Consider the following 20216-nt stretch of genomic DNA (forward strand, 5'->3'; position numbering starts at 1 on the left):
CTTCTGGCATAACACTTGCTCTTGCCTTGCGGTGCGACTGTGAAAACCCGATTAGTGACGGATTATTGGCATGGCGAAGAGCGAAGCAGCAGCTGTAAAAGACCCCGCGACCAAAGGCAAACTCAAGATGATCATCCTGATCGTGGTGGCTCTGCTGCTGGCGATCGGTGTGTCCGTGGGCGCAACCTGGTACTTCATGCACAGTGCTCAGAGCAAGCCTGCCGCAGCGGCCGAAGCCGCGCCGGTCGGCAAGCAGCCGGCGATCTTCGAGCCGATGGCGCCGGCGTTTGTCGCCAACTTCAACCAGAACGGCCGTCAGCGCTACATGCAGGTGAGCATCACCATGCTGGCGCGTAATCAGGCTGATCTCGAAGCGCTCAAAGTGCACATGCCGGTGATCCGCAACAACCTGGTAATGCTCTTCTCCGGTCAGGATTTCGCCACACTGGCGACCCCGGTCGGCCAGGAGATGCTGCGCCAGAAGGCCACAGCCAGCGTCCAGGAAGTGGCGCAGAAAGAGCTGGGCAAAGTGGTGATCGAACAGTTGCTTTTCACTAATTTCGTACTGCAGTAGGAACACGACATGGCCGTGCAGGATCTGCTGTCCCAGGATGAAATCGACGCGCTGTTGCATGGTGTCGACGATGGTCTGGTACAGACCGATAACGCTGCCGAACCCGGCAGTGTCAAAAGCTACGACCTGACCAGCCAGGATCGCATCGTCCGTGGACGCATGCCGACTCTGGAAATGATCAACGAGCGTTTTGCCCGTTACACCCGCATCAGCATGTTCAACATGCTGCGCCGCTCGGCAGACGTTGCCGTCGGTGGCGTCCAGGTGATGAAATTCGGCGAATACGTGCACTCGCTGTACGTGCCGACCAGCCTCAACCTGGTCAAGATCAAACCGCTGCGCGGCACCGCACTGTTCATCCTCGACGCCAAACTGGTGTTCAAACTGGTGGACAACTTCTTCGGCGGCGACGGCCGTCACGCCAAGATCGAAGGGCGTGAATTCACCCCGACCGAACTGCGCGTAGTACGCATGGTGCTGGAGCAGGCGTTCGTCGACTTGAAAGAAGCCTGGCAGGCGATCATGGAAGTCAACTTCGAGTACATCAACTCGGAAGTGAACCCGGCCATGGCCAACATCGTCGGCCCGAGCGAAGCGATTGTGGTCTCCACCTTCCACATCGAACTCGATGGCGGCGGCGGTGACCTGCACGTGACCATGCCGTACTCGATGATCGAGCCGGTGCGCGAAATGCTCGACGCCGGTTTCCAGTCGGACCTCGACGATCAGGACGAGCGCTGGGTCAACGCCCTGCGTCAGGACGTGCTCGATGTCGACGTACCGATCGGCGCCACCGTGGCCCGCCGTCAGTTGAAGCTGCGCGACATCCTGCACATGCAGCCGGGGGATGTGATCCCGGTGGAAATGCCGGAAGACATGATCATGCGCGCCAACGGCGTACCGGCCTTCAAGGTCAAGATGGGCTCGCACAAAGGCAACCTCGCGTTGCAGGTGATCGAGCCGATCGAGCGTCGCTGAAGCGCCGCTCTTATTCCCACGCATTTAACTGAATTGTTGCCCGCCGAGGACAAATGATGAACGACGATATGAACGCCCAGGACGATCAGGCACTGGCTGATGAATGGGCTGCGGCCCTGGAAGAGACCGGTGATGGCAGCCAGGCTGACATCGACGCACTGCTGGCCGCTGACGCCGGTACGGCCAGCTCCAACCGTCTGCCGATGGAAGAGTTCGGCAGCGTGCCGAAGAACAACGATCCAGTGACGCTGGACGGTCCGAACCTGGACGTGATCCTCGACATTCCGGTGTCGATCTCGATGGAAGTCGGCAGCACCGACATCAACATCCGCAACCTGCTGCAACTGAACCAGGGGTCGGTGATCGAGCTCGATCGTCTGGCCGGTGAGCCATTGGACGTACTGGTCAACGGTACGCTGATCGCGCACGGCGAAGTGGTGGTGGTCAACGAGAAGTTCGGCATCCGCCTGACCGACGTGATCAGCCCAAGCGAACGCATCAAGAAGCTGCGCTGAGTGAAACGGTTTCTCTGGGCGTTGCTGGCGTTGCCATTGAGCGTGCTGGCGGCGGAACCGGCCGCCGCACCTGCCGCCGCAGCCGCCGCACCGGCGGTCAACAGCGGTGTGGCCGGGCAACTGACGCAACTGGTGTTCGGCTTGCTGTTGGTGCTGGGGCTGATCTTTTTCCTCGCCTGGCTGTTGCGCCGTGTGCAGCAGGCCGGTCCTGCCGGCAAGGGCCAGGTGATCGAACTGATCGGTTCGCGCGCCCTCGGGCCGCGTGACCGGCTGATGCTGGTGCAGGTCGGCAACGAACAGATTCTGCTCGGCCTGAGCCCCGGCACCATCACCGCGCTGCACGTGCTCAAGGAGCCGGTGCCGGTGCCGGCGACCAGCGAGAAAGCCACTCCGGAGTTTGCCCAGCATCTGTTGAAGATGCTCGGCAAGGATCAGAAGGATAAGAAGTAATGGGTGCGCTACGCATCGTCTTGACGCTGGCCCTGTTGCTGGCCGCGCCGCTGGCGTTCGCCGCCGATCCGTTGTCGATCCCGGCGATCACGCTGGGCACCAACGCCGACGGCGCGCAGGAGTATTCGGTCAGCCTGCAGATCCTGCTGATCATGACCGCGCTGAGCTTCATTCCGGCGTTCGTCATGCTGATGACCAGTTTCACCCGGATCATCATTGTCTTCTCGATCCTGCGTCAGGCCCTCGGCCTGCAACAGACGCCGTCGAACCAGATCCTCACCGGCATGGCGCTGTTTCTGACGCTGTTCATCATGGCCCCGGTGTTCGATCGGGTGAACAACGATGCGCTGCAGCCGTACCTGGCGGAAAAACTCACCGCGCAACAGGCAGTGGAAAAGGCCCAGGTGCCGATCAAGGACTTCATGCTCGCCCAGACCCGCAGCAGCGATCTGGAGCTGTTCATGCGCTTGTCCAAGCGCACGGACATCGCCACGCCGGATCAGGCGCCGCTGACTATTCTGGTGCCGGCCTTCGTCACCTCGGAGCTTAAAACCGCGTTCCAGATCGGCTTCATGATCTTCATTCCGTTCCTGATCATCGACCTGGTCGTTGCCAGTGTGCTGATGGCGATGGGGATGATGATGCTCTCGCCGCTGATCATTTCCCTGCCGTTCAAGATCATGCTGTTTGTCCTGGTGGATGGTTGGGCGCTGATTATCGGCACCCTGGCGAGTAGCTTCGGCGGTGTCTCGCCATGACCCCTGAAGTTGCGGTCGACATTTTCCGCGAAGCATTGTGGCTGACCACGCTGATGGTCGCGGTGCTGGTGATTCCGAGCCTGTTGGTCGGCCTGCTGGTGGCAATGTTCCAGGCCGCCACGCAGATCAACGAACAGACCCTGAGTTTCCTGCCGCGACTGCTGGTGATGCTGGTAACGCTGATCGTCGCCGGCCCGTGGCTGGTGCAGACTTTCATGGAATACATCATCCAGCTGTACCACAACATCCCGATGGTCATTGGCTAAGCCATGCAATCGTTGCTTCAGCTGACCGACACCCAGATCAGTACCTGGGTGGCGACATTCATGTTGCCGCTGTTTCGCGTCGGCGCGGTGCTGATGGTCATGCCGGTGTTCGGTACGACCCTGGTGCCGAAGCGCATTCGGCTGTACTTCGCCCTGGCAATTACTGTGGTGATCGCGCCCAACCTGCCGCCGATGCCGGCGGTCAATGCGCTGGACCTGAGCGGCTTGCTGCTGATTGCCGAGCAGATTCTGATCGGCGCGATTCTCGGCTTTTCCCTGCAACTGTTTTTCCAGGCCTTTGTGGTGGCCGGGCAGATTGTCGCGATCCAGATGGGCATGGGATTCGCCTCGATGGTCGACCCCACCAACGGCGTGTCGGTGGCGGTGATCGGGCAGTTCTTCACCATGCTGGTGACCTTGCTGTTCCTGTCGATGAACGGCCACCTGGTGGTGTTCGAAGTCCTCACCGAGAGTTTCACCACGCTGCCGGTCGGCAGCGGTCTGATGACCGCACATTACTGGGAGCTGGCCGGCAAACTCGGCTGGGTCCTGGGTGCGGCACTGTTGCTGGTCTTGCCGGCGATCACGGCGCTGCTGGTGGTCAACATCGCCTTTGGCGTCATGACCCGCGCGGCGCCGCAACTGAACATCTTCTCCATCGGTTTCCCGCTGACCCTGGTGCTCGGCCTGTTCATCGTCTGGGTCGGTCTGGCGGACATTCTCAACCAGTATCAACCGCTGGCCGCCGAGGCTCTGCAGTTTTTACGCGAACTGGCACAGGCGCGCTGAGTCATGGCTGAGAGCGAAAGCGGTCAGGACAAAACAGAAGACCCCACGGAGAAACGCAAAAAGGATTCCCGTGAAAAGGGTGAGGTTGCGCGCTCCAAAGAGCTCAACACCCTCGCGGTGATGCTGGCCGGCGCCGGTGGCCTGCTGATTTTCGGCGGCATGCTCGCGCAGGATCTGATGGAGCTGATGCGCATGAACTTCTCGCTGTCGCGGGAAGTGATCATGGATCAACGCTCGATGGGCACCTTTCTCCTGCATTCAGGGAAGATCGCCCTGGTGGCGATTCAGCCGATCATGATCACCTTGCTGCTCGCTGCACTGCTGGGGCCGATCGCCCTCGGTGGCTGGCTGTTTGCCGCCGGTTCCATGGCGCCCAAGTTCAGCCGGATGAACCCCGGCGCCGGTCTCAAGCGCATGTTTTCGATGAAGGCGATTGTCGAGCTGCTCAAGGCGCTGGCGAAGTTTTTCATCGTGCTGGCGGTGGCGCTCGTGGTGTTGTCGTCGGACGTCGACGACCTGCTGCGCATTGCCCATGAGCCACTGGACCAGGCGATCATTCACAGCGTCTTGCTGGTCGGCTGGAGCACATTGTGGATGGCCTGCGGGTTGATCCTGATCGCGGCGGTGGACGTGCCGGTGCAGATCTGGGAGAGCATGAAAAAGCTCAAGATGACCAAGCAGGAAGTGCGCGACGAGCACAAGGATCAGGAAGGCCGGCCCGAGGTCAAGCAGCGGATCCGTCAGGTGCAGCGCGAGATGTCCCAGCGGCGGATGATGGCGGCGATTCCCGATGCCGACGTGGTCATCACCAACCCGACCCACTACGCTGTGGCGCTCAAGTACGACTCGGAGAAGGGCGGGGCACCGGTGCTGCTGGCCAAGGGCAGCGACTTCCTCGCACTGAAAATCCGCGAAATCGCCGTGGCCAACAACGTCATGCTCCTCGAATCGCCGGCCCTGGCGCGTTCGATCTACTACTCCACCGAGCTGGAGCAGGAAATCCCCGGCGGGCTGTATCTGGCCGTCGCTCAGGTGTTGGCCTACGTCTACCAGATCCGCCAGCACCGTGCGGGCAAGGGCAAGCGCCCGGATCCGCTCAAGGATGATTTGCCGATTCCGCCGGATCTGCGGCGTGATTCCTGACTCTGCCGTGATGAAACAAAAAAAACGCCGTCCCGATTGAACCGGACGGCGGTTTTTTTATGCCTGAAGACTTGTGCTGGCTGCGAGGCCGCCTTCGCGGGCAAGCCCGCTCCCACAGGTTGTGCGTGTAAACACAGGTTTGTGGGCAACACCGTCCCCTGTGGGAGCGGGCTTGCCCGCGAAGGCGTCAGCGGCCACAACGCCTTGCTCAGTCCTTGTCACAGATCCTTGCTATTGGGGCAATTGCAGATTATCCAGCGCGCGGTTCACCGCCAGCTCACTCAGCATGATCAGTTGCGCAATCCCCAGCAGCGTCCGGCGCTGCGCTACCGGCAACAGGGCGGCGGCGTCATGGGCGATGGTTCTGGCTGAAGCGAGTGTGTCGCTGGCATCGACCAGCAGTTCTTCGTTTTTGAAGTCGGCGGTGACGGCGTACATCCCGCGGCTTCTGCGTGGCAGTGGGGGGGAGCCGGGCGGGCAGAGGTAGTGATCGAGGGCGCGGTCGGCGGCTTCGTGGAGTTTTTTTGAGTCGAGGGATTCGTAGGGGGAGGTGGCGTCGGTTTCGGGCGGGTTGGGTGTTGGTTTGATCATGGAGAAGCTCCTAGAGTCATTGGAGCTGCCAACGTTCGCTGCGAGACGAATGAGGGTGGCAGCTATACGCGGGTCGCAGACCGGGACTCTAGAACCGGCAGACCCGAAGGTCTCCCACGTACAGCCGCCATAAAAAAAGCGGGTGTTGTGCGTCCAGAGATCGACGGGCTGCGAGACCCGATCACTGATGTGTCAGCGACCGACCCACAATAGAACCCGCACCCAAGACCCACAAGCCGGCCGATTCTGGCGTAGCTGTAGGCAATGGCGCAAGGATGTGTAGCCTGTAAGACGTGTCTGAAGGTGTTTTTTAAACGCTGTGGTTTAAGTGCAAAAGATTGCCACCGAAGGCTGCGATCTTTTGATTTGTCTGCCAGCGACAGAATCAATTCCCCTCCACGCCCTTAACGGGGTGGGAGGGGAAATAACGTTTTTCGGATCAAGGGGGCGAGATTCAAATCATGTGCAACACACTGAATATCCCAAAGCGTAGAAAGGCGGGAGATTAGCGAGCGATCTCCATCGACGTTCATCTCCGACCGCCAGGCAGCCTTGACCTTGGACCCACCCAATCGTCGAATCGGGGTGCGGAGCGAGGGGGGCAGGTGATAGTTGGCAAGGGAAGAACCTTTCCAACTCATTATCTACGGATGCGTTGGTGATCGTGCCAAGATCATTGGCATCTCGCCATTGGTCGGCGTCGTACCAAGTGTTTAACTTGTTTGGCGACCGATGTATCCGCCTGACTCGACTAACCGTCACCTGAATCTCCACCACATCCCCACTCGCATCCGCAACGGTAATGGTCGTCGTGCCATTCCCCGTCCCGGAAATCCGTCCGTTGGTTGGGTTGGCAACGGCAATCTCCTCATTGGCAGACGTGTAGGTATAGGGCGGGGTGCCTTGCTGCGGAAATCGGTCTGCGTAGGTGCCGACCGGCGGCGTCGGATTGGCGACCAGAAGCTTCTGCAGTTCTTCCCCTACCGCGATCCAGTTGCGGGCGCTGAGCACCACCGGTGTTTTGTCAATAATCAGCTCGGGCAACGCGGAGACTTTCAGGCTGCGCACGGTCGATGTCTGGCCTGAACCGTACAAGGCCTTGGCGGTGAAGGGGTGCTCTGCGACGGTCAGTCCGCTGATCCTGTGGCTCCAGATTCCGCTCAGCGGGTCGGCGCTGGCTTCGCCCTTGTCGGCGGCGCCGTCGAAGATTTGCACCTTCTGACCCGGGGTTGCGCTGCCGGTGAGGATCACGGTGGTGTCACGTGTCGTGCCTCCCTGCGGGATCTCCACGCCTTGGCTGTCTTCGGCCCGGGTGATCACTGGTTGCACGTCGGCGCCTGCCTTGACGGTATAAGAGCGCACCGGAAACCCCACCGCCGTCGCCGCGTTCGCCACCCCGTCAAAATTAACCTTGAGCGTCACCTTCAAGTCACGACCATCTTTCAAGCCTTTCAGCCAGGCCAGCGGCACCGCCCGGCTCAAGCCTGATGCACCCACGCCCACTTCACCGCGAAGGTCGTCGAAGGTCACGGTCTTGTCCTGATTGTCCTTGCCTTCGTATTGCAACCACAGCCGCTCACCCTGGACGTGCGGCCATGCCGCAACGGTGAGCAGGGCGGTGGGCTGTAACAACGCCACGTCGAGTTCATTGCCAGTCTTGCCATCCACCACCGGCGTCGGCAAACGTGCATCGCCCTCGGTAATTTTCGACACGCTCAGGTTCAGCTCAGGCGATTGGGCAACCTCCGCGTTATTGCTATTCAGGTGCCAGCGAAACACCAGGGGCTTGCCTTGTCGTGCGATCAGAAAAGCCTGGCTCAACAAGGTGTTGGTGCGTTTATTGGCGTTGAACGACACCAATGGAAACCCTGGTGCACCTGCGGGTGGGTTAACTTCCACCAGCTGCGCTTTATCGCCTGGCAGGTGTTCTAAATACTCGACCTGAATGGTCACGCCCTGCGGATACGCCAGCGCGTCGATCGGGCTCACTGCCTTCAGCAGCACCGGCGGCAACAACTCGATAGCCTCTGAGCCGATGACTTCGGCCACGGCATTTTTCGAAGTGGCGAAGACGTTGCCATTTTTCAGCAATTCGTACTTCGCCCGCACCACACTGCCGGCGATCACTTTGGCGTTGGGCACCATCAGTTTGTAGGTGAACGGGATGCGCACGACGTCCTGTTCCACACTGTGCAGGGTAACGGTGCCGTTCGACGCGGTGGCGCTGTAGCTCACGCGGATTTTATCGTTGGGTTGCCACAACGGAGCAAAGGTCTGGACCAATACGGTCAGGTCCTTGCCGGCGAGTTTGTCCAGATCAATGGTGCTCGGATCGTCGGTCGGATCGTCCGGATCCTCGGCCAGATCGGGGGCGGCCAGGCGGGTTTCCCGAAGATGCACATCGACCTCCACCGTGCCGGAGTAGGGCGAATCGGTGTCCGGCCCGTTGCCGAGCTGGTCGGTGACGGTGTAGGAAAAGATGAACTTCGGGTTGTCCCCGGCGCGCAGGAACACCGCTTCCTCGACCATCACGCAGACCCTGGTCGGCTCGGCCGAGGGAATGGGCTGGGCCTCGGCGGCGGTCACGGTGTGCGTGACATCCTGGCCGTTGCAGTTCAATCGGATCTGGTCGTAGGCGCGGCAGTAAGGGTAGGTGAAACACACTTGCACGCCCTGTTTGGCGCGGTCGGCGTCGATGCCGTCGTCGAGCACGTCCTGGGGCAGGATCAGTTGCAGTTCGGAATGGGCGCTATCGCCGGGCGAGCGATCCTCGATGCCGGGGCGGATGGTGTTGTACAGCAGAGTCAGCTCCGGCGTGGAGGTGCCTTTGTTCTCGCTGATGCGGGTGATGGTGTAAACGAGGGTATTGACGCGATCGGTCAGCAGCAGGCCCTTGGGCAGGTACAGGGTGTGACGGGAATTTTCTTCGCCAGCCAGGACGGTTTTTGTGGCTTCGGTATCGGCGCCGTTGAGCCGCAGCCGAATGACATCGCCTTCTTGCAGCGTGCCAGATTGCGGAGGGTCGACGACGATGGTCAGGCCCATGGGCTTGAGGTCGTAGACATGCTTGGGCACACCATAGACAGCACCGACCACCGGGGTGGTGGCTTCTGGAACGTGGGGAGGGAATAGCGCCAATATGGTGTTGTCGCTGGATTTGGCTGTGGCCATGTTTACGGCTCCTGGACGGTGGGCGGGCAGGAGTTATCAGAGCGCTTTGTGGGGGAAAGCGCACCTGTCAGATCTGACAGGTGGGTTGGGGTTTTCGACGAGTGGTCAGGGTGCGGCTAACTGTTAGCGGACCGGTTCGAATCGGGTAAGTCCTAAAAGCAAAAGATCGCAACTTTCGGCAACTCCCGATTTTTGCAGGAGTCGCCGAAGGCTGCGATCTTTTGTACTAAAAAACGGGAAAATGTGGTTTGGCTCCGTTCAGCTCCCTAGTTGAATGGCTTCAATGCCCAAGCCCCGTTTGGACCTCCTTTATTTTCACATCGAGAAATGCGGGGGGATGGATCAAAAAGAAGTGCAGAGTTTCCGGAACATCCAGCGGTTGTGCACCACCAGGCGTTCTGCCCAAAGAAGGTATAGGGAGTCTGGTAGACGCGTAAGAAATCATTGACTGCTTCTTGCGTCATTGGCGAGGCGCCGAGGCTGTTCATCCACGCCACTGCCCCATCAAAATTTACTGCCCCCACATTTTTTACGTGCATTTGCCACACATTTTCCAGCCTGACCGGATAGCTCACAGAATTTCTAACGGCGTCGTACACCGTAATGGTGACGTTGCCGTTTTTCAGGCGTTTAACTTCGCCCTGATTCGATACAGTGGCTACAGCTGTATTGCTAGACTCGTAGCTGTACGGTTCAAGTCCGCCGGTGGGGGTTCTTGTTTTTGAGTTACCTATTGATTCAAGCCCGGTGGTTGGCCAGTTGTATTTTACGGAAACGCTGTTGATGAGCATTGTCGATGTATCTATAACGAATGGTGGCGCTACTGTCAGTGTTCTGGCCGGCGACGATGCGCCAGAGCCGTACAGCGCTTTGGCAGTAAAACTGTGACTGCCCAAGTCCAGATCTGTAACAGTCAGCCTCCATTCTCCATCTGTCGGACTTGCGAAGGGTTCACCTTTAGATTCGTCACCATCCACTACATCAACTTGTTGGCCCCTTGCGGCTATACCGATGAGAATCACTGAAGTTTCTACTGTGTAGCCGTTGTCCGGGATTTCGATGTTGCTCGGTGGTAAGCCTTTGATTGAGTCGATTGTCGGTTTCACATCCTCCACGGTGCTGACGGTGTAAATGCGCCGAGGAAACCCAACCGCCGTCGCCGCATTCGCCACCCCATCAAAATTAACCTTGAACGTCACCTTCAATTCACTGCCATCTTTCAAGTCTTTCAACCAGTCCAGCGGCACCGTCCTGCTCAAGCCTGATGCACCCACGCCCACTTCACCGCGAAGGTCGTCGAAGGTCACGGTCTTGTCCTGATTGTCCTTGCCCTCGTATTGCAACCACAGCCGCTCACCCTCGACGTGCGGCCAGGTCGCAACGGTGAGCTGGGCGGTGGGCTGTAACAGCGCCACGTCGAGTTCATTGCCGGTCTTGCCATCCACCACCGGCGTCGGCAAACGCGTATCGCCCTCGTTAATCTTCGACACGCTCAGGTTCAAATCAGGCGACTTGCCTTTCTGTGCATTATCGCGATTCAGGTTCCACCGCAACCGAATTTCCTTGCCATGCCTGGCTGTCAGGAACGCCAGACTTAATACAGTGTTTGTGCGTTTATTATTGTTGAACGGCACCAGTGGAAACTGCGGTGCGCCTGTCGGTGGGTTGACCTCCACCAGCCGCGCTTTGTCGCCTGGCAGAGCGCCCAGATATTCGACCCGGATGGTCACGCCTTGCGGATAGGCCAGCGCGTCGATCGGGCTCACCGCTGGTTTCAGCAGTACTGGCGGCAACAACTCGATAGCCTCTGAGCCGATGACTTCGGCCACGGCATTTTTCGAAGTGGCGAAGACGTTGCCATTTTTCAGCAATTCGTACTTCGCCCGCACCACGCTGCCGGCGATTACTTTGGCGTTGGGCACCATCAGTTTGTAGGTGAACGGGATGCGCACGACGTCCTGTTCCACACTGTGCAGGGTAACGGTGCCGTTCGACGCGGTGGCGCTGTAGCTCACGCGGATTTTATCGTTGGGTTGCCACAACGGAGCAAAGGTGTGGACCAATACGGTCAGATCCTTGCCGGAGAGTTTGTCCAGATCAATAGTGCTCGGATCGTCGTTCGGGTCATCCGGATCCTCGGCCAGATCGGGGGCGACCAGGCGGGTTTCCTTCAGGTTCACATCGACCTCCACCGCGCCGGAATAGGGCGAATCGGTGTCCGGCCCGTTGCCGAGCTGGTCGGTGACGGTGTAGGAAAAGATGAACTTCGGGTTGTCCCCGGCGCTCAGGAACACCGCTTCCTCGACCATCACGCAGATCCTGGTCGGCTCGGCCGAGGGAGTGGGCGGGGCCTCGGCGGCGGTCACGGTGTGCGCGACATCCTGACCGTTGCAGTTCAATCGGATCTGGTCGTAGGCGCGGCAGTAAGGGTAGGCGAAACATACTTGCACGCCCTGTTTGGCGCGGTCGGCGTCGATGCCGTCGTCGAGCACGTCCTGGGGCAGGATCAGTTGCAGTTCGGAATGGGCGCTATCGCCGGGCGAGCGATCCTCGATGCCGGGGCGGATGCTGTTGTACAGCAGAGTCAGCTCCGGCGTGGAGGTGCCTTTGTTTTCGCTGATGCGGGTGATGGTGTAAACGAGGGTATTGACGCGATCGGTCAGCAGCAGGCCCTTGGGCAGATACAGGGTGTGACGGGAATTTTCTTCGCCAGCCAGGACGGTTTTTGTGGCTTCGGTATCGGCGCCGTTGAGCCGCAGCCGAATGACATCGCCTTCTTGCAGCGTGCCAGATTGCGGAGGGTCGACGACGATGGTCAGGCCCATGGGCTTGAGGTCGTAGACATGCTTGGGCACACCATAGACAGCACCGACCACCGGGGTGGTGGCGTCTGGAGCGTGGGGAGGGAATAGCGCCAATATGGTGTTGTCGCTGGATTTGGCTGTGGCCATGTTTACGGCTCCTGGACGGTGGGCGGGCAGGAGTTATCAGAGCGCGTTGTGGGGGAAAGCGCACCTGTCAGATCTGACAGGTGGCGACGAGCGGCAGGTGGGGTGGCGCTTGAAAAGCACAAGATCGCTGCCTTTGGCGGCTCCCTGATTTCTGCAAAAGCCGGTGAGGGCTGCGATGTTTTGTACTAAACAGCGGGAAGGTTTGCCGATTCCGCCGGATTTACGGCGCGATTTCTGAGTGTGCTGTGATGAAACAAGAAAACCGCCGTCCCGGTTGAACGGGGCGGCGGTTTTTTATGCATTAAGACTTGTGCTGGCTGTGAGGCCGTCATCGCGGGCAAGCCTGCTCCCGCAGGTTGTGCGTGTAAACACAGGTTTGTGGGCAACACCGTCCCCTGTGGGAGCGGGCTTGCCCGCGAAGGCGCCAGCGGCCACAACGCCTTGCTCGGTCCTTGTCACAGATCCCTGCTATTGGGGTAATTGCAGATTATCCAGCGCGCGGTTCACCGCCAGCTCACTCAGCATGATCAGTTGCGCAATTCCCAGCAGCGTCCGGCGCTGCGCTACCGGCAACAGGGCGGCGGCGTCATGGGCGATGGTTCTGGCTGAAGCGAGTGTGTCGCTGGCATCGACCAGCAGTTCCTCGTTTTTGAAGTCGGCGGTGACGGCGTACATCCCGCGGCTTCTGCGTGGCAGTGGGGTGGAGCCAGGTGGGCATAGGTAGTGATCGAGGGCGCGGTCGGCGGCTTCGTGGAGTTTTTTTGAGTCGAGGGATTCGTAGGGGGAGGTGGCGTCGGTTTCGGGCGGGTTGGGTGTTGGTTTGATCATGGTGAAGCTCCTTTGAGGTGGAGCCGCCAAATCCTGTCGCTAAACAGGAGGGGTGGCGGCTGTACGCAGGTTAGCGAACCGGTCAAAGGCAACCGGTAGACCCGAAGGTCTCCCGCATACAGCCACCATGACGAAATCGCGAAAATACAGATCCGCAACGAAGCCTGGAACGCTGATGCACCTTTGACTTGAGTTCGAGTCGCTAAACCCGATCGCTGATTCGTCAGCGACCGGACCACAATAGAACCCGACCCCAAAGCGCACAAGCCGGCGGATTCTGGCGTAGCTGTAGGCAATGGCGCAAGGATGTGTAGCCTGTAAGACGTGTCTGAAGGTGTCTTTTAAACATCTTCGTTTAATGAAGAAATTTGCGCCGAACATAAGGGCCCCTTCGCGAGCAAGCTCGCTCCCACAGTTTGGAAGGCATTTCAATCTGACATCTGGAATGCGGTCCCCTGTAGGCCTTCGCCTGCTCGCGATAGCGGTCTGTCTGGTTTGAATGTATTGACTGGAAAATCCTCATCGCGAGCAGGCGAAGGCCTACATGGGTCGCGTTCACCTTCCTCTCTGTTTCAATCCTTGGCAAAAGTTGGAAAGCTTCTTGCAGTACCCGCCGTGAGCCCGCTCTGGGCGTCAAAAGTTTGCTTTAAAGGAACGGGGAAAACCGGTGGATCGCTCTCAGTTATTCAACACTGCTCGCTCGAATGTTGCCGACCTCAGTCGAGGCAATCTGGGCGTGCCATTGTTGCTGCTGGTCATGCTGGCGATGATGATGTTGCCGGTGCCGCCGTTCCTGCTCGACGTGTTCTTCACCTTCAACATTGCCCTGTCGATCGTCGTCCTGCTGGTCTGCGTCTATGCATTGCGGCCGCTGGATTTCGCGGTGTTCCCGACCATTCTGCTGGTGGCGACGCTGCTGCGGCTGGCGCTGAACGTGGCGTCGACGCGGGTGGTGATGCTCCACGGTCAGGACGGCCACGCCGCCGCCGGCAAGGTGATCCAGGCCTTCGGTGAGGTGGTGATCGGCGGTAACTACGTGGTCGGTATCGTGGTGTTCGCGATCCTCATGATCATCAACTTCGTCGTGGTGACGAAGGGTGCCGGGCGGATTTCCGAGGTGAGCGCACGCTTCACCCTCGACGCAATGCCCGGCAAACAAATGGCGATCGACGCCGACCTCAACGCCGGCCTGATCGACCAGAACCAGGCCAAGGCCCGGCGATCCGAAGTTGCTCAGGAAGCCGAGTTCTACGGTTCGATGGACGGTGCCAGCAAGTTCGTCCGGGGTGACGCCATCGCCGGCCTGCTGATTCTGTTCATCAACCTGATCGGCGGCATGGCCGTTGGTATCTTCCAGCACAACATGAGTTTTGCCGACGCCGGCAAGGTTTACGCCTTGCTGACCATCGGTGACGGTTTGGTGGCGCAATTGCCATCACTGTTGTTATCGACAGCGGCGGCGATCATGGTGACCCGTGCTTCCGGTTCGGAAGACATGGGCAAGCAGATCAATCGTCAGATGTTCGCCTCGCCCAAAGCGCTGGCGGTGGCGGCGGGCCTGATGGCGGTCATGGGCCTGGTGCCGGGCATGCCGCATTTCTCGTTCCTGAGCATGGCCGCGCTGGCTGCCGGTGGCGCGTACCTGTTCTGGAAGAAGCAGAACGTCGCCAAGGTGCAGGCTCTGCAAGAGGTCAAGCGCCAGCAGGAGCTGCTGCCGTCGCCGGCCCGCGCCATGGAAACCAAAGAGCTGGGCTGGGACGACGTGACACCAATCGACATGATCGGCCTGGAAGTCGGCTATCGCCTGATTCCGCTGGTCGACCGCAATCAGGGTGGGCAATTGCTGGCGCGAATCAAGGGCGTGCGCAAGAAGCTCTCGCAGGATCTGGGCTTCCTGATGCCGACCGTGCATATTCGCGACAACCTCGACCTGGCCCCGAGCGCTTATCGCCTGACCCTGATGGGTGTGATCCTCGCCGAAGCCGAGATCTATCCCGATCGCGAACTGGCGATCAACCCGGGGCAGGTCTACGGCACGCTCAACGGGATCAACGCCAAAGATCCGGCTTTTGGCCTGGAGGCGGTGTGGATCGAGATCAGCCAGCGTGCGCAGGCACAATCGCTCGGTTACACCGTGGTCGATGCCAGTACCGTGGTCGCGACTCACTTGAACCAGATTCTGTACAAGCACTCCAGTGAGCTGATTGGCCACGAAGAAGTGCAGCAACTCATGCAATTGCTGGCCAAAAGCTCGCCGAAACTGGCTGAGGAGCTGGTGCCGGGTGTGGTGTCGCTGTCGCAACTGCTCAAGGTGCTGCAGGCGCTGTTGGCCGAACACGTGCCGGTGCGCGATATCCGCAGCATCGCCGAAGCCATCGCCAACAACGCTGCCAAGAGTCAAGATACCGCCGCATTGGTGGCTGCGGTCCGGGTTGGCGTTTCTCGCGCCATCGTCCAAAGCATTGTAGGCACTGAGTCCGAGCTGCCTGTGATCACCCTGGAGCCAAGGTTGGAACAAATATTGCTCAATAGTCTGCAGAAGGCAGGACAAGGCTCGGAAGAGGGCGTTCTGCTGGAGCCGAGCATGGCCGAGAAGCTGCAGCGTTCGTTGATCGAAGCGGCGCAGCGTCAGGAAATGCAAGGTCAGCCGGTGATCCTCTTGGTAGCCGGCCCGATACGCGCGATGCTCTCGCGCTTTGGTCGCCTGGCAGTCCCTGGATTGCATGTGCTGGCCTACCAGGAAATTCCGGACAACAAGCAAGTGACCATCGTTGCGACAGTAGGGCCCAACGGCTGAGGTAGTGGTTTATGCAAGTTAAGCGTTTTTTCGCCGCCGATATGCGTCAGGCCATGAAGCTGGTTCGTGATGAGCTGGGCGCTGATGCCGCCATCATTGGCAACCGCCGCATTGCCGGCGGCGTCGAGCTGACGGCGGCGCTGGATTACAAATTGTCGGCGCTGGCGCCTCGGGTTCCGAACATGGAACTCGAAGACGAGCTGCGCAAGACCCAATCGCGCATCGTCACCGCCCAGGCCGAACTGAGCCTGCGTGGCGAAGCCGACGGCAATACCAATCGCCAGTTGTTCGCCGGGCTGCCGTTGACGGCCGGCCTGCCGCTGACTGCTGCCGAACCGTTGAGCGAGCCGGCCTACACCGCTCCGGCGCGTCCGGCCCCGGCACCTGCGCAGTCCTCCGGCGGTGTCGACCCGCGTGCGCTGGACTCGATGCGCTTCGAATTGAACAGCCTGCGCGAACTGATGGAAGTGCAGCTTGGCACCCTGGCCTGGAATCAGCTGCAAGGCAGCCGCCCGGCGCAGGCCAATCTGTATCGCCGTCTGCAGCGCATCGGCCTGTCCGGCCCGCTGTCGCGCGATCTGCTGTCGATGATCACCGATATCGAAGAGCCGCGTCAGGCCTGGCGCATGTTGCTCGCGCATCTGGCGCGGATGATTGCCGTGCCGGAAGTCGAGCCGCTGGAAGAGGGCGGGGTGATTGCGATGGTCGGCCCGGCCGGCATGGGCAAGACCACCACGCTGGCCAAACTGGCCGCGCGTTATGTGCTCAAATACGGCGCGCACAACGTGGCGCTGGTGAGCATGGACAGCTTCCGCATCGGTGCACAGGAACAGCTCAAGACCCTCGGGCGGATTCTCAATGTGCCGGTGACGCACGTTGATCCGGGCCAGTCGCTGGTGCAGGCGCTGGATCCGTTGCTGCGCAAACGCGTGGTGCTGATTGATACTGCCGGCCTGCAAGCCAGCGATCCGGCCCTGCGCATGCAGCTGGAAAGTCTGGCCGGGCGCGGTATCCGTTCAAAAAATTATCTGGTGCTGGCAACCACCAGCCAGAAACAGGTTCTAACCGCCGCTTATCACAGTTACAAGCGTTGCGGGCTTGCCGGGTGCATCCTGACTAAACTGGATGAAACGGCCAGCCTTGGCGAAGTGTTGAGCCTGGCGATCAGTCATGAATTGCCGGTCGCGTACCTGACCGATGGCCCACGGATTCCGGATGATCTGCATCTGCCGCGCCGTCATCAACTGGTCAGCCGCGCCGTCAGCGTGCAAATGCAGGAAGAACCCAGCGAAGAAGCCATGGCTGACATGTTCGCTGATATCTATCACAGCCCGACCAAGCAGGTAGGCTGAGGTATTCATGAACAGTTTTTGTACCTACATCGATGGCCTGCCATGCATTGTTCCGGTTGTGAACGCGCAGCCAGTAATGTGGCCTCCGTCTATGCAAGACAAGGTAAAGAAATAACATGGGCAGCATGCATCCCGTACAGGTGATCGCGGTGACCGGCGGCAAAGGTGGCGTCGGCAAGACTAACGTGTCAGTGAACTTGTCTCTGGCGCTGGCAGAGCTTGGCCGTCGGGTCATGCTGCTGGACGCCGACCTGGGGCTGGCGAACGTCGACGTTCTGCTGGGACTGACCCCCAAACGTACTTTGGCCGACGTGATCGAAGGCCGCTGCGAGCTGCGCGACGTCCTGTTGCAGGGCCCCGGCGGGATCCGCATCGTGCCGGCCGCTTCCGGCACCCAGAGCATGGTGCACCTGAGCCCGGCGCAGCACGCCGGCCTGATTCAGGCGTTCAGCGACATCGGCGACAATCTCGACGTGCTGGTGATCGACACCGCTGCGGGTATTGGTGACTCGGTAGTCAGTTTTGTACGCGCCGCGCAGGAAGTGTTGCTGGTGGTCTGCGACGAGCCGACGTCCATTACCGACGCCTACGCGCTTATCAAACTGCTCAACCGCGATTACGGCATGAACCGCTTCCGCGTGCTGGCCAACATGGCCCAGAGCCCGCAGGAAGGGCGCAACCTGTTCGCCAAGTTGACCAAGGTCACGGATCGCTTCCTTGACGTGGCCCTACAATACGTCGGCGCCGTGCCTTACGACGAAAGCGTGCGTAAGGCGGTGCAGAAGCAGCGTGCGGTCTATGAAGCCTTTCCGCGTTCCAAGTGCGCCCTGGCGTTCAAGGCCATCGCCCAGAAGGTCGACACCTGGCCGCTGCCGGCGAACCCGCGCGGCCACCTGGAATTTTTCGTCGAGCGCCTCGTGCAGCAAACGGCAGGACCAGTGCTATGACCGCCAGCGGTATGAATTACTACAAGAAGTCGGCACGCGACGCGCAATACGAGTTGATCGAGCGTTACGCGCCACTGGTCAAACGCATTGCCTACCACTTGCTGGCACGCTTGCCGGCCAGTGTGCAGGTCGAAGACCTGATTCAGGCCGGCATGATCGGTCTGCTCGAAGTCTCGACCAAATACGACGCCAGCAAAGGCGCCAGTTTCGAAACGTACGCGGGCATTCGAATCCGCGGCGCGATGCTCGATGAAGTCCGTAAAGGGGACTGGGCGCCACGCTCGGTTCACCGCAACACCCGTATGGTCAGCGACGCAATTCGGGCAATTGAAGCTAAAACCGGCCGTGATGCTAAAGATCACGAGGTTGCGGCCGAACTCCAATTGAGTCTCGACGATTACTACGGGATTTTGAATGACACCCTGGGCAGCCGCCTGTTCAGTTTCGACGACCTGTTGCAGGACGGCGAACACGAAGGGCTGCACGAGGATGGCGCCAGTGCTCATCTTGAGCCGTCACGCGATCTGGAAGATGAACGTTTCCAGGCCGCACTGGCGGACGCGATTGCCAATTTGCCGGAGCGTGAGCGACTGGTGTTGGCGCTGTACTACGACGAAGAGCTGAACCTCAAGGAAATCGGTGAAGTCCTTGGCGTCAGTGAGTCGCGGGTCAGCCAGTTACACAGCCAGTGCGCGGCCCGCTTGCGGGGGCGTTTGGGGGAGTGGCGAGCGCGCTGAAGGCAGTGTGGGGACACTGCGAACGAGGCTGGTGCGGTGATGAACGGCACCGGTCTTGCTCTGTTGTGCTCCAGACAGTCTTCGAGTGCTACGCCGGATTGATTGAAATGGCGCGTCCAGGTGCTGGGCGCGTTTAAGACTGCTTGGAGGTCGAATTGGACAAGAACATGAAAATCCTCATCGTTGATGACTTCTCAACGATGCGGCGGATCATCAAGAACCTGCTGCGTGATCTGGGGTTCACCAACACCGTCGAGGCCGACGATGGCACCACTGCCATTCCGGTGCTCAACAGCGGAAGCATCGACTTTCTGGTAACGGACTGGAACATGCCGGGCATGACCGGTATCGACCTGCTGCGCCACGTGCGTGCCGATGAAAAACTCAAGCACCTGCCGGTGCTGATGGTGACGGCAGAAGCCAAGCGTGAGCAGATCATCGAAGCGGCCCAGGCCGGTGTGAACGGCTACGTGGTCAAACCTTTCACGGCTCAGGCGCTGAAAGAAAAAATCGAGAAGATTTTCGAACGCATCGGCTGATGAACGCGCGGGGGAGCTATGGAGCATAACGAATCTTCACAGGGCGATTTCGAGTCGACCCTGAAAAAACACGCGGTCGAACTGGTCGAGAGCCTTGAAAAAGGCAGGTTCGGCGACGCTGTGCAACTGATCCATGAGCTCAATCAGACCCGTGACCGCGGCCTGTATCAGGAAGTGGGCAAGCTCACGCGCGAACTGCACAGTGCGATCGTCAACTTCCAGATTGATCCGCACATGCCGCAGGCCGAGGAAGTGTCGCAAATCACCGACGCCACCGAACGCCTGGGCTATGTGGTCAAGCTGACTGAAGCCGCGGCCAACCGCACCATGGATCTGGTGGAAAGCGCCACCCCGGTGGTCAATGGCCTGGCTGACGAAGCCCAGGCCCTGAGCACCGATTGGGGTCGCTTCATGCGTCGCGAGGTCGGGGCTGAAGAGTTCCGCGAACTGGCGCGTCGGGTCGACGGTTTTCTGTCGCGCAGCAGCACGGACAACCGTGCGGTGTCGAGCAACCTCAACGACATCCTGCTGGCCCAGGATTACCAGGACCTGACCGGTCAGGTGATCAAGCGCGTGACCCAACTGGTCACCGAAGTCGAAAGCAATTTGCTCAAACTCGTGCTCATGGCCAGTCAGGTGGACCGCTTTGCGGGCATCGAACATGACCGCGCCGCGATGCTTGCAGAAAAAGATCCACAAAAACATCTCTCGCAGGGTGAAGGTCCGCAGATTCATGCCGATAAACGAGAAGACGTTGTGTCCGGTCAGGACGATGTGGACGATTTGCTATCCAGCCTTGGATTTTGAGTTTTAGGTTTTTAGACCTGTAG

18 protein-coding genes are annotated in these 20216 nt (G+C 59.7%); 14 read left to right on the forward strand and 4 right to left on the reverse strand.

All coding sequences use genetic code 11. The annotated features are described in order from the left end of the window. Positions 1 to 70: 70 nt before the first annotated feature. The 8 genes from fliL to flhB are packed head-to-tail and all read left to right on the forward strand — an operon-like array spanning position 71 to position 5473. Complete coding sequence (gene fliL, locus ACXX9E_RS13430; RefSeq protein ID WP_123465767.1) at positions 71 to 574, forward strand: flagellar basal body-associated protein FliL; 504 nt, start codon at positions 71 to 73, stop codon at positions 572 to 574. Positions 575 to 583: 9 nt separating this feature from the next. Next, a complete protein-coding gene (gene fliM, locus ACXX9E_RS13435) occupies positions 584 to 1552 on the forward strand; it encodes a flagellar motor switch protein FliM (protein WP_003222890.1) in 969 nt (322 codons plus the stop codon). Between the two features lie 56 nt (positions 1553 to 1608). Beyond that, a complete protein-coding gene (fliN, locus tag ACXX9E_RS13440; RefSeq protein WP_123465769.1) occupies positions 1609 to 2067 on the forward strand; it encodes a flagellar motor switch protein FliN in 459 nt (152 codons plus the stop codon). Further along, the gene (gene fliO, locus ACXX9E_RS13445) at positions 2068 to 2517 is read left to right on the forward strand and encodes a flagellar biosynthetic protein FliO (protein WP_186748329.1); all 450 of its coding nucleotides are present in this window, start codon (positions 2068 to 2070) and stop codon (positions 2515 to 2517) included. Beyond that, complete coding sequence (fliP, locus tag ACXX9E_RS13450) at positions 2517 to 3275, forward strand: flagellar type III secretion system pore protein FliP (protein WP_123465773.1); 759 nt, start codon at positions 2517 to 2519, stop codon at positions 3273 to 3275. The genes fliO and fliP overlap by 1 nt, the downstream gene beginning before the upstream one ends. Beyond that, positions 3272 to 3541, forward strand: coding sequence for a flagellar biosynthesis protein FliQ (gene fliQ / locus ACXX9E_RS13455; protein ID WP_123465775.1), 270 nt, complete (start codon positions 3272 to 3274; stop codon positions 3539 to 3541). Before fliP ends, fliQ begins: the two co-directional genes overlap by 4 nt. A 3-nt stretch (positions 3542 to 3544) precedes the next feature. After that, on the forward strand, positions 3545 to 4330 hold the full coding sequence (fliR, locus tag ACXX9E_RS13460; protein WP_123465777.1) for a flagellar biosynthetic protein FliR: 786 nt from the start codon (positions 3545 to 3547) through the stop codon (positions 4328 to 4330). Between the two features lie 3 nt (positions 4331 to 4333). Further along, positions 4334 to 5473 (forward strand): flagellar biosynthesis protein FlhB, encoded by a 1140-nt coding sequence (gene flhB / locus ACXX9E_RS13465; protein ID WP_128616048.1) that lies wholly within the window; start codon positions 4334 to 4336, stop codon positions 5471 to 5473. 231 nt (positions 5474 to 5704) lie between these two features. On the opposite strand, the gene ACXX9E_RS13470 is transcribed toward flhB, so the two are convergent. From ACXX9E_RS13470 to ACXX9E_RS13485, 4 genes are all read right to left on the reverse strand, one after another. Then, positions 5705 to 6064 (reverse strand): DUF6124 family protein, encoded by a 360-nt coding sequence (locus ACXX9E_RS13470; protein ID WP_458555540.1) that lies wholly within the window; start codon positions 6062 to 6064, stop codon positions 5705 to 5707. Between the two features lie 459 nt (positions 6065 to 6523). Then, positions 6524 to 9235: an immunoglobulin-like domain-containing protein gene (locus ACXX9E_RS13475; protein ID WP_458555541.1), complete on the reverse strand. Its 2712-nt coding sequence runs from the start codon at positions 9233 to 9235 to the stop codon at positions 6524 to 6526. Positions 9236 to 9501: 266 nt separating this feature from the next. Then, the gene (locus tag ACXX9E_RS13480; protein WP_458555542.1) at positions 9502 to 12186 is read right to left on the reverse strand and encodes an immunoglobulin-like domain-containing protein; all 2685 of its coding nucleotides are present in this window, start codon (positions 12184 to 12186) and stop codon (positions 9502 to 9504) included. 468 nt (positions 12187 to 12654) lie between these two features. After that, positions 12655 to 13014 carry a DUF6124 family protein gene (locus ACXX9E_RS13485; RefSeq protein ID WP_186748458.1) on the reverse strand — a complete coding sequence of 120 codons (360 nt, stop codon included), beginning with the start codon at positions 13012 to 13014 and terminating at the stop codon, positions 12655 to 12657. Between the two features lie 667 nt (positions 13015 to 13681). Between ACXX9E_RS13485 and flhA the strand changes: the two genes are divergently transcribed. The 6 genes from flhA (at position 13682) to ACXX9E_RS13515 (ending at position 20193) form a co-directional block, all read left to right on the forward strand. After that, positions 13682 to 15811: a flagellar biosynthesis protein FlhA gene (gene flhA, locus ACXX9E_RS13490; RefSeq protein WP_123465785.1), complete on the forward strand. Its 2130-nt coding sequence runs from the start codon at positions 13682 to 13684 to the stop codon at positions 15809 to 15811. Positions 15812 to 15822: 11 nt separating this feature from the next. Beyond that, positions 15823 to 17163 (forward strand): flagellar biosynthesis GTPase FlhF, encoded by a 1341-nt coding sequence (flhF, locus tag ACXX9E_RS13495; protein ID WP_458555543.1) that lies wholly within the window; start codon positions 15823 to 15825, stop codon positions 17161 to 17163. A gap of 116 nt (positions 17164 to 17279) precedes the next feature. After that, on the forward strand, positions 17280 to 18110 hold the full coding sequence (fleN, locus tag ACXX9E_RS13500; protein ID WP_003222917.1) for a flagellar synthesis regulator FleN: 831 nt from the start codon (positions 17280 to 17282) through the stop codon (positions 18108 to 18110). Beyond that, positions 18107 to 18847: an RNA polymerase sigma factor FliA gene (gene fliA / locus ACXX9E_RS13505; RefSeq protein WP_003222919.1), complete on the forward strand. Its 741-nt coding sequence runs from the start codon at positions 18107 to 18109 to the stop codon at positions 18845 to 18847. Before fleN ends, fliA begins: the two co-directional genes overlap by 4 nt. Before the next feature lie 167 nt (positions 18848 to 19014). Further along, on the forward strand, positions 19015 to 19386 hold the full coding sequence (locus tag ACXX9E_RS13510; protein ID WP_003183998.1) for a chemotaxis response regulator CheY: 372 nt from the start codon (positions 19015 to 19017) through the stop codon (positions 19384 to 19386). A gap of 18 nt (positions 19387 to 19404) precedes the next feature. Further along, positions 19405 to 20193, forward strand: coding sequence for a protein phosphatase CheZ (locus ACXX9E_RS13515; RefSeq protein ID WP_095190695.1), 789 nt, complete (start codon positions 19405 to 19407; stop codon positions 20191 to 20193). Positions 20194 to 20216: the final 23 nt, after the last annotated feature.

This window comes from Pseudomonas sp. GNP014 (assembly GCF_054344005.1).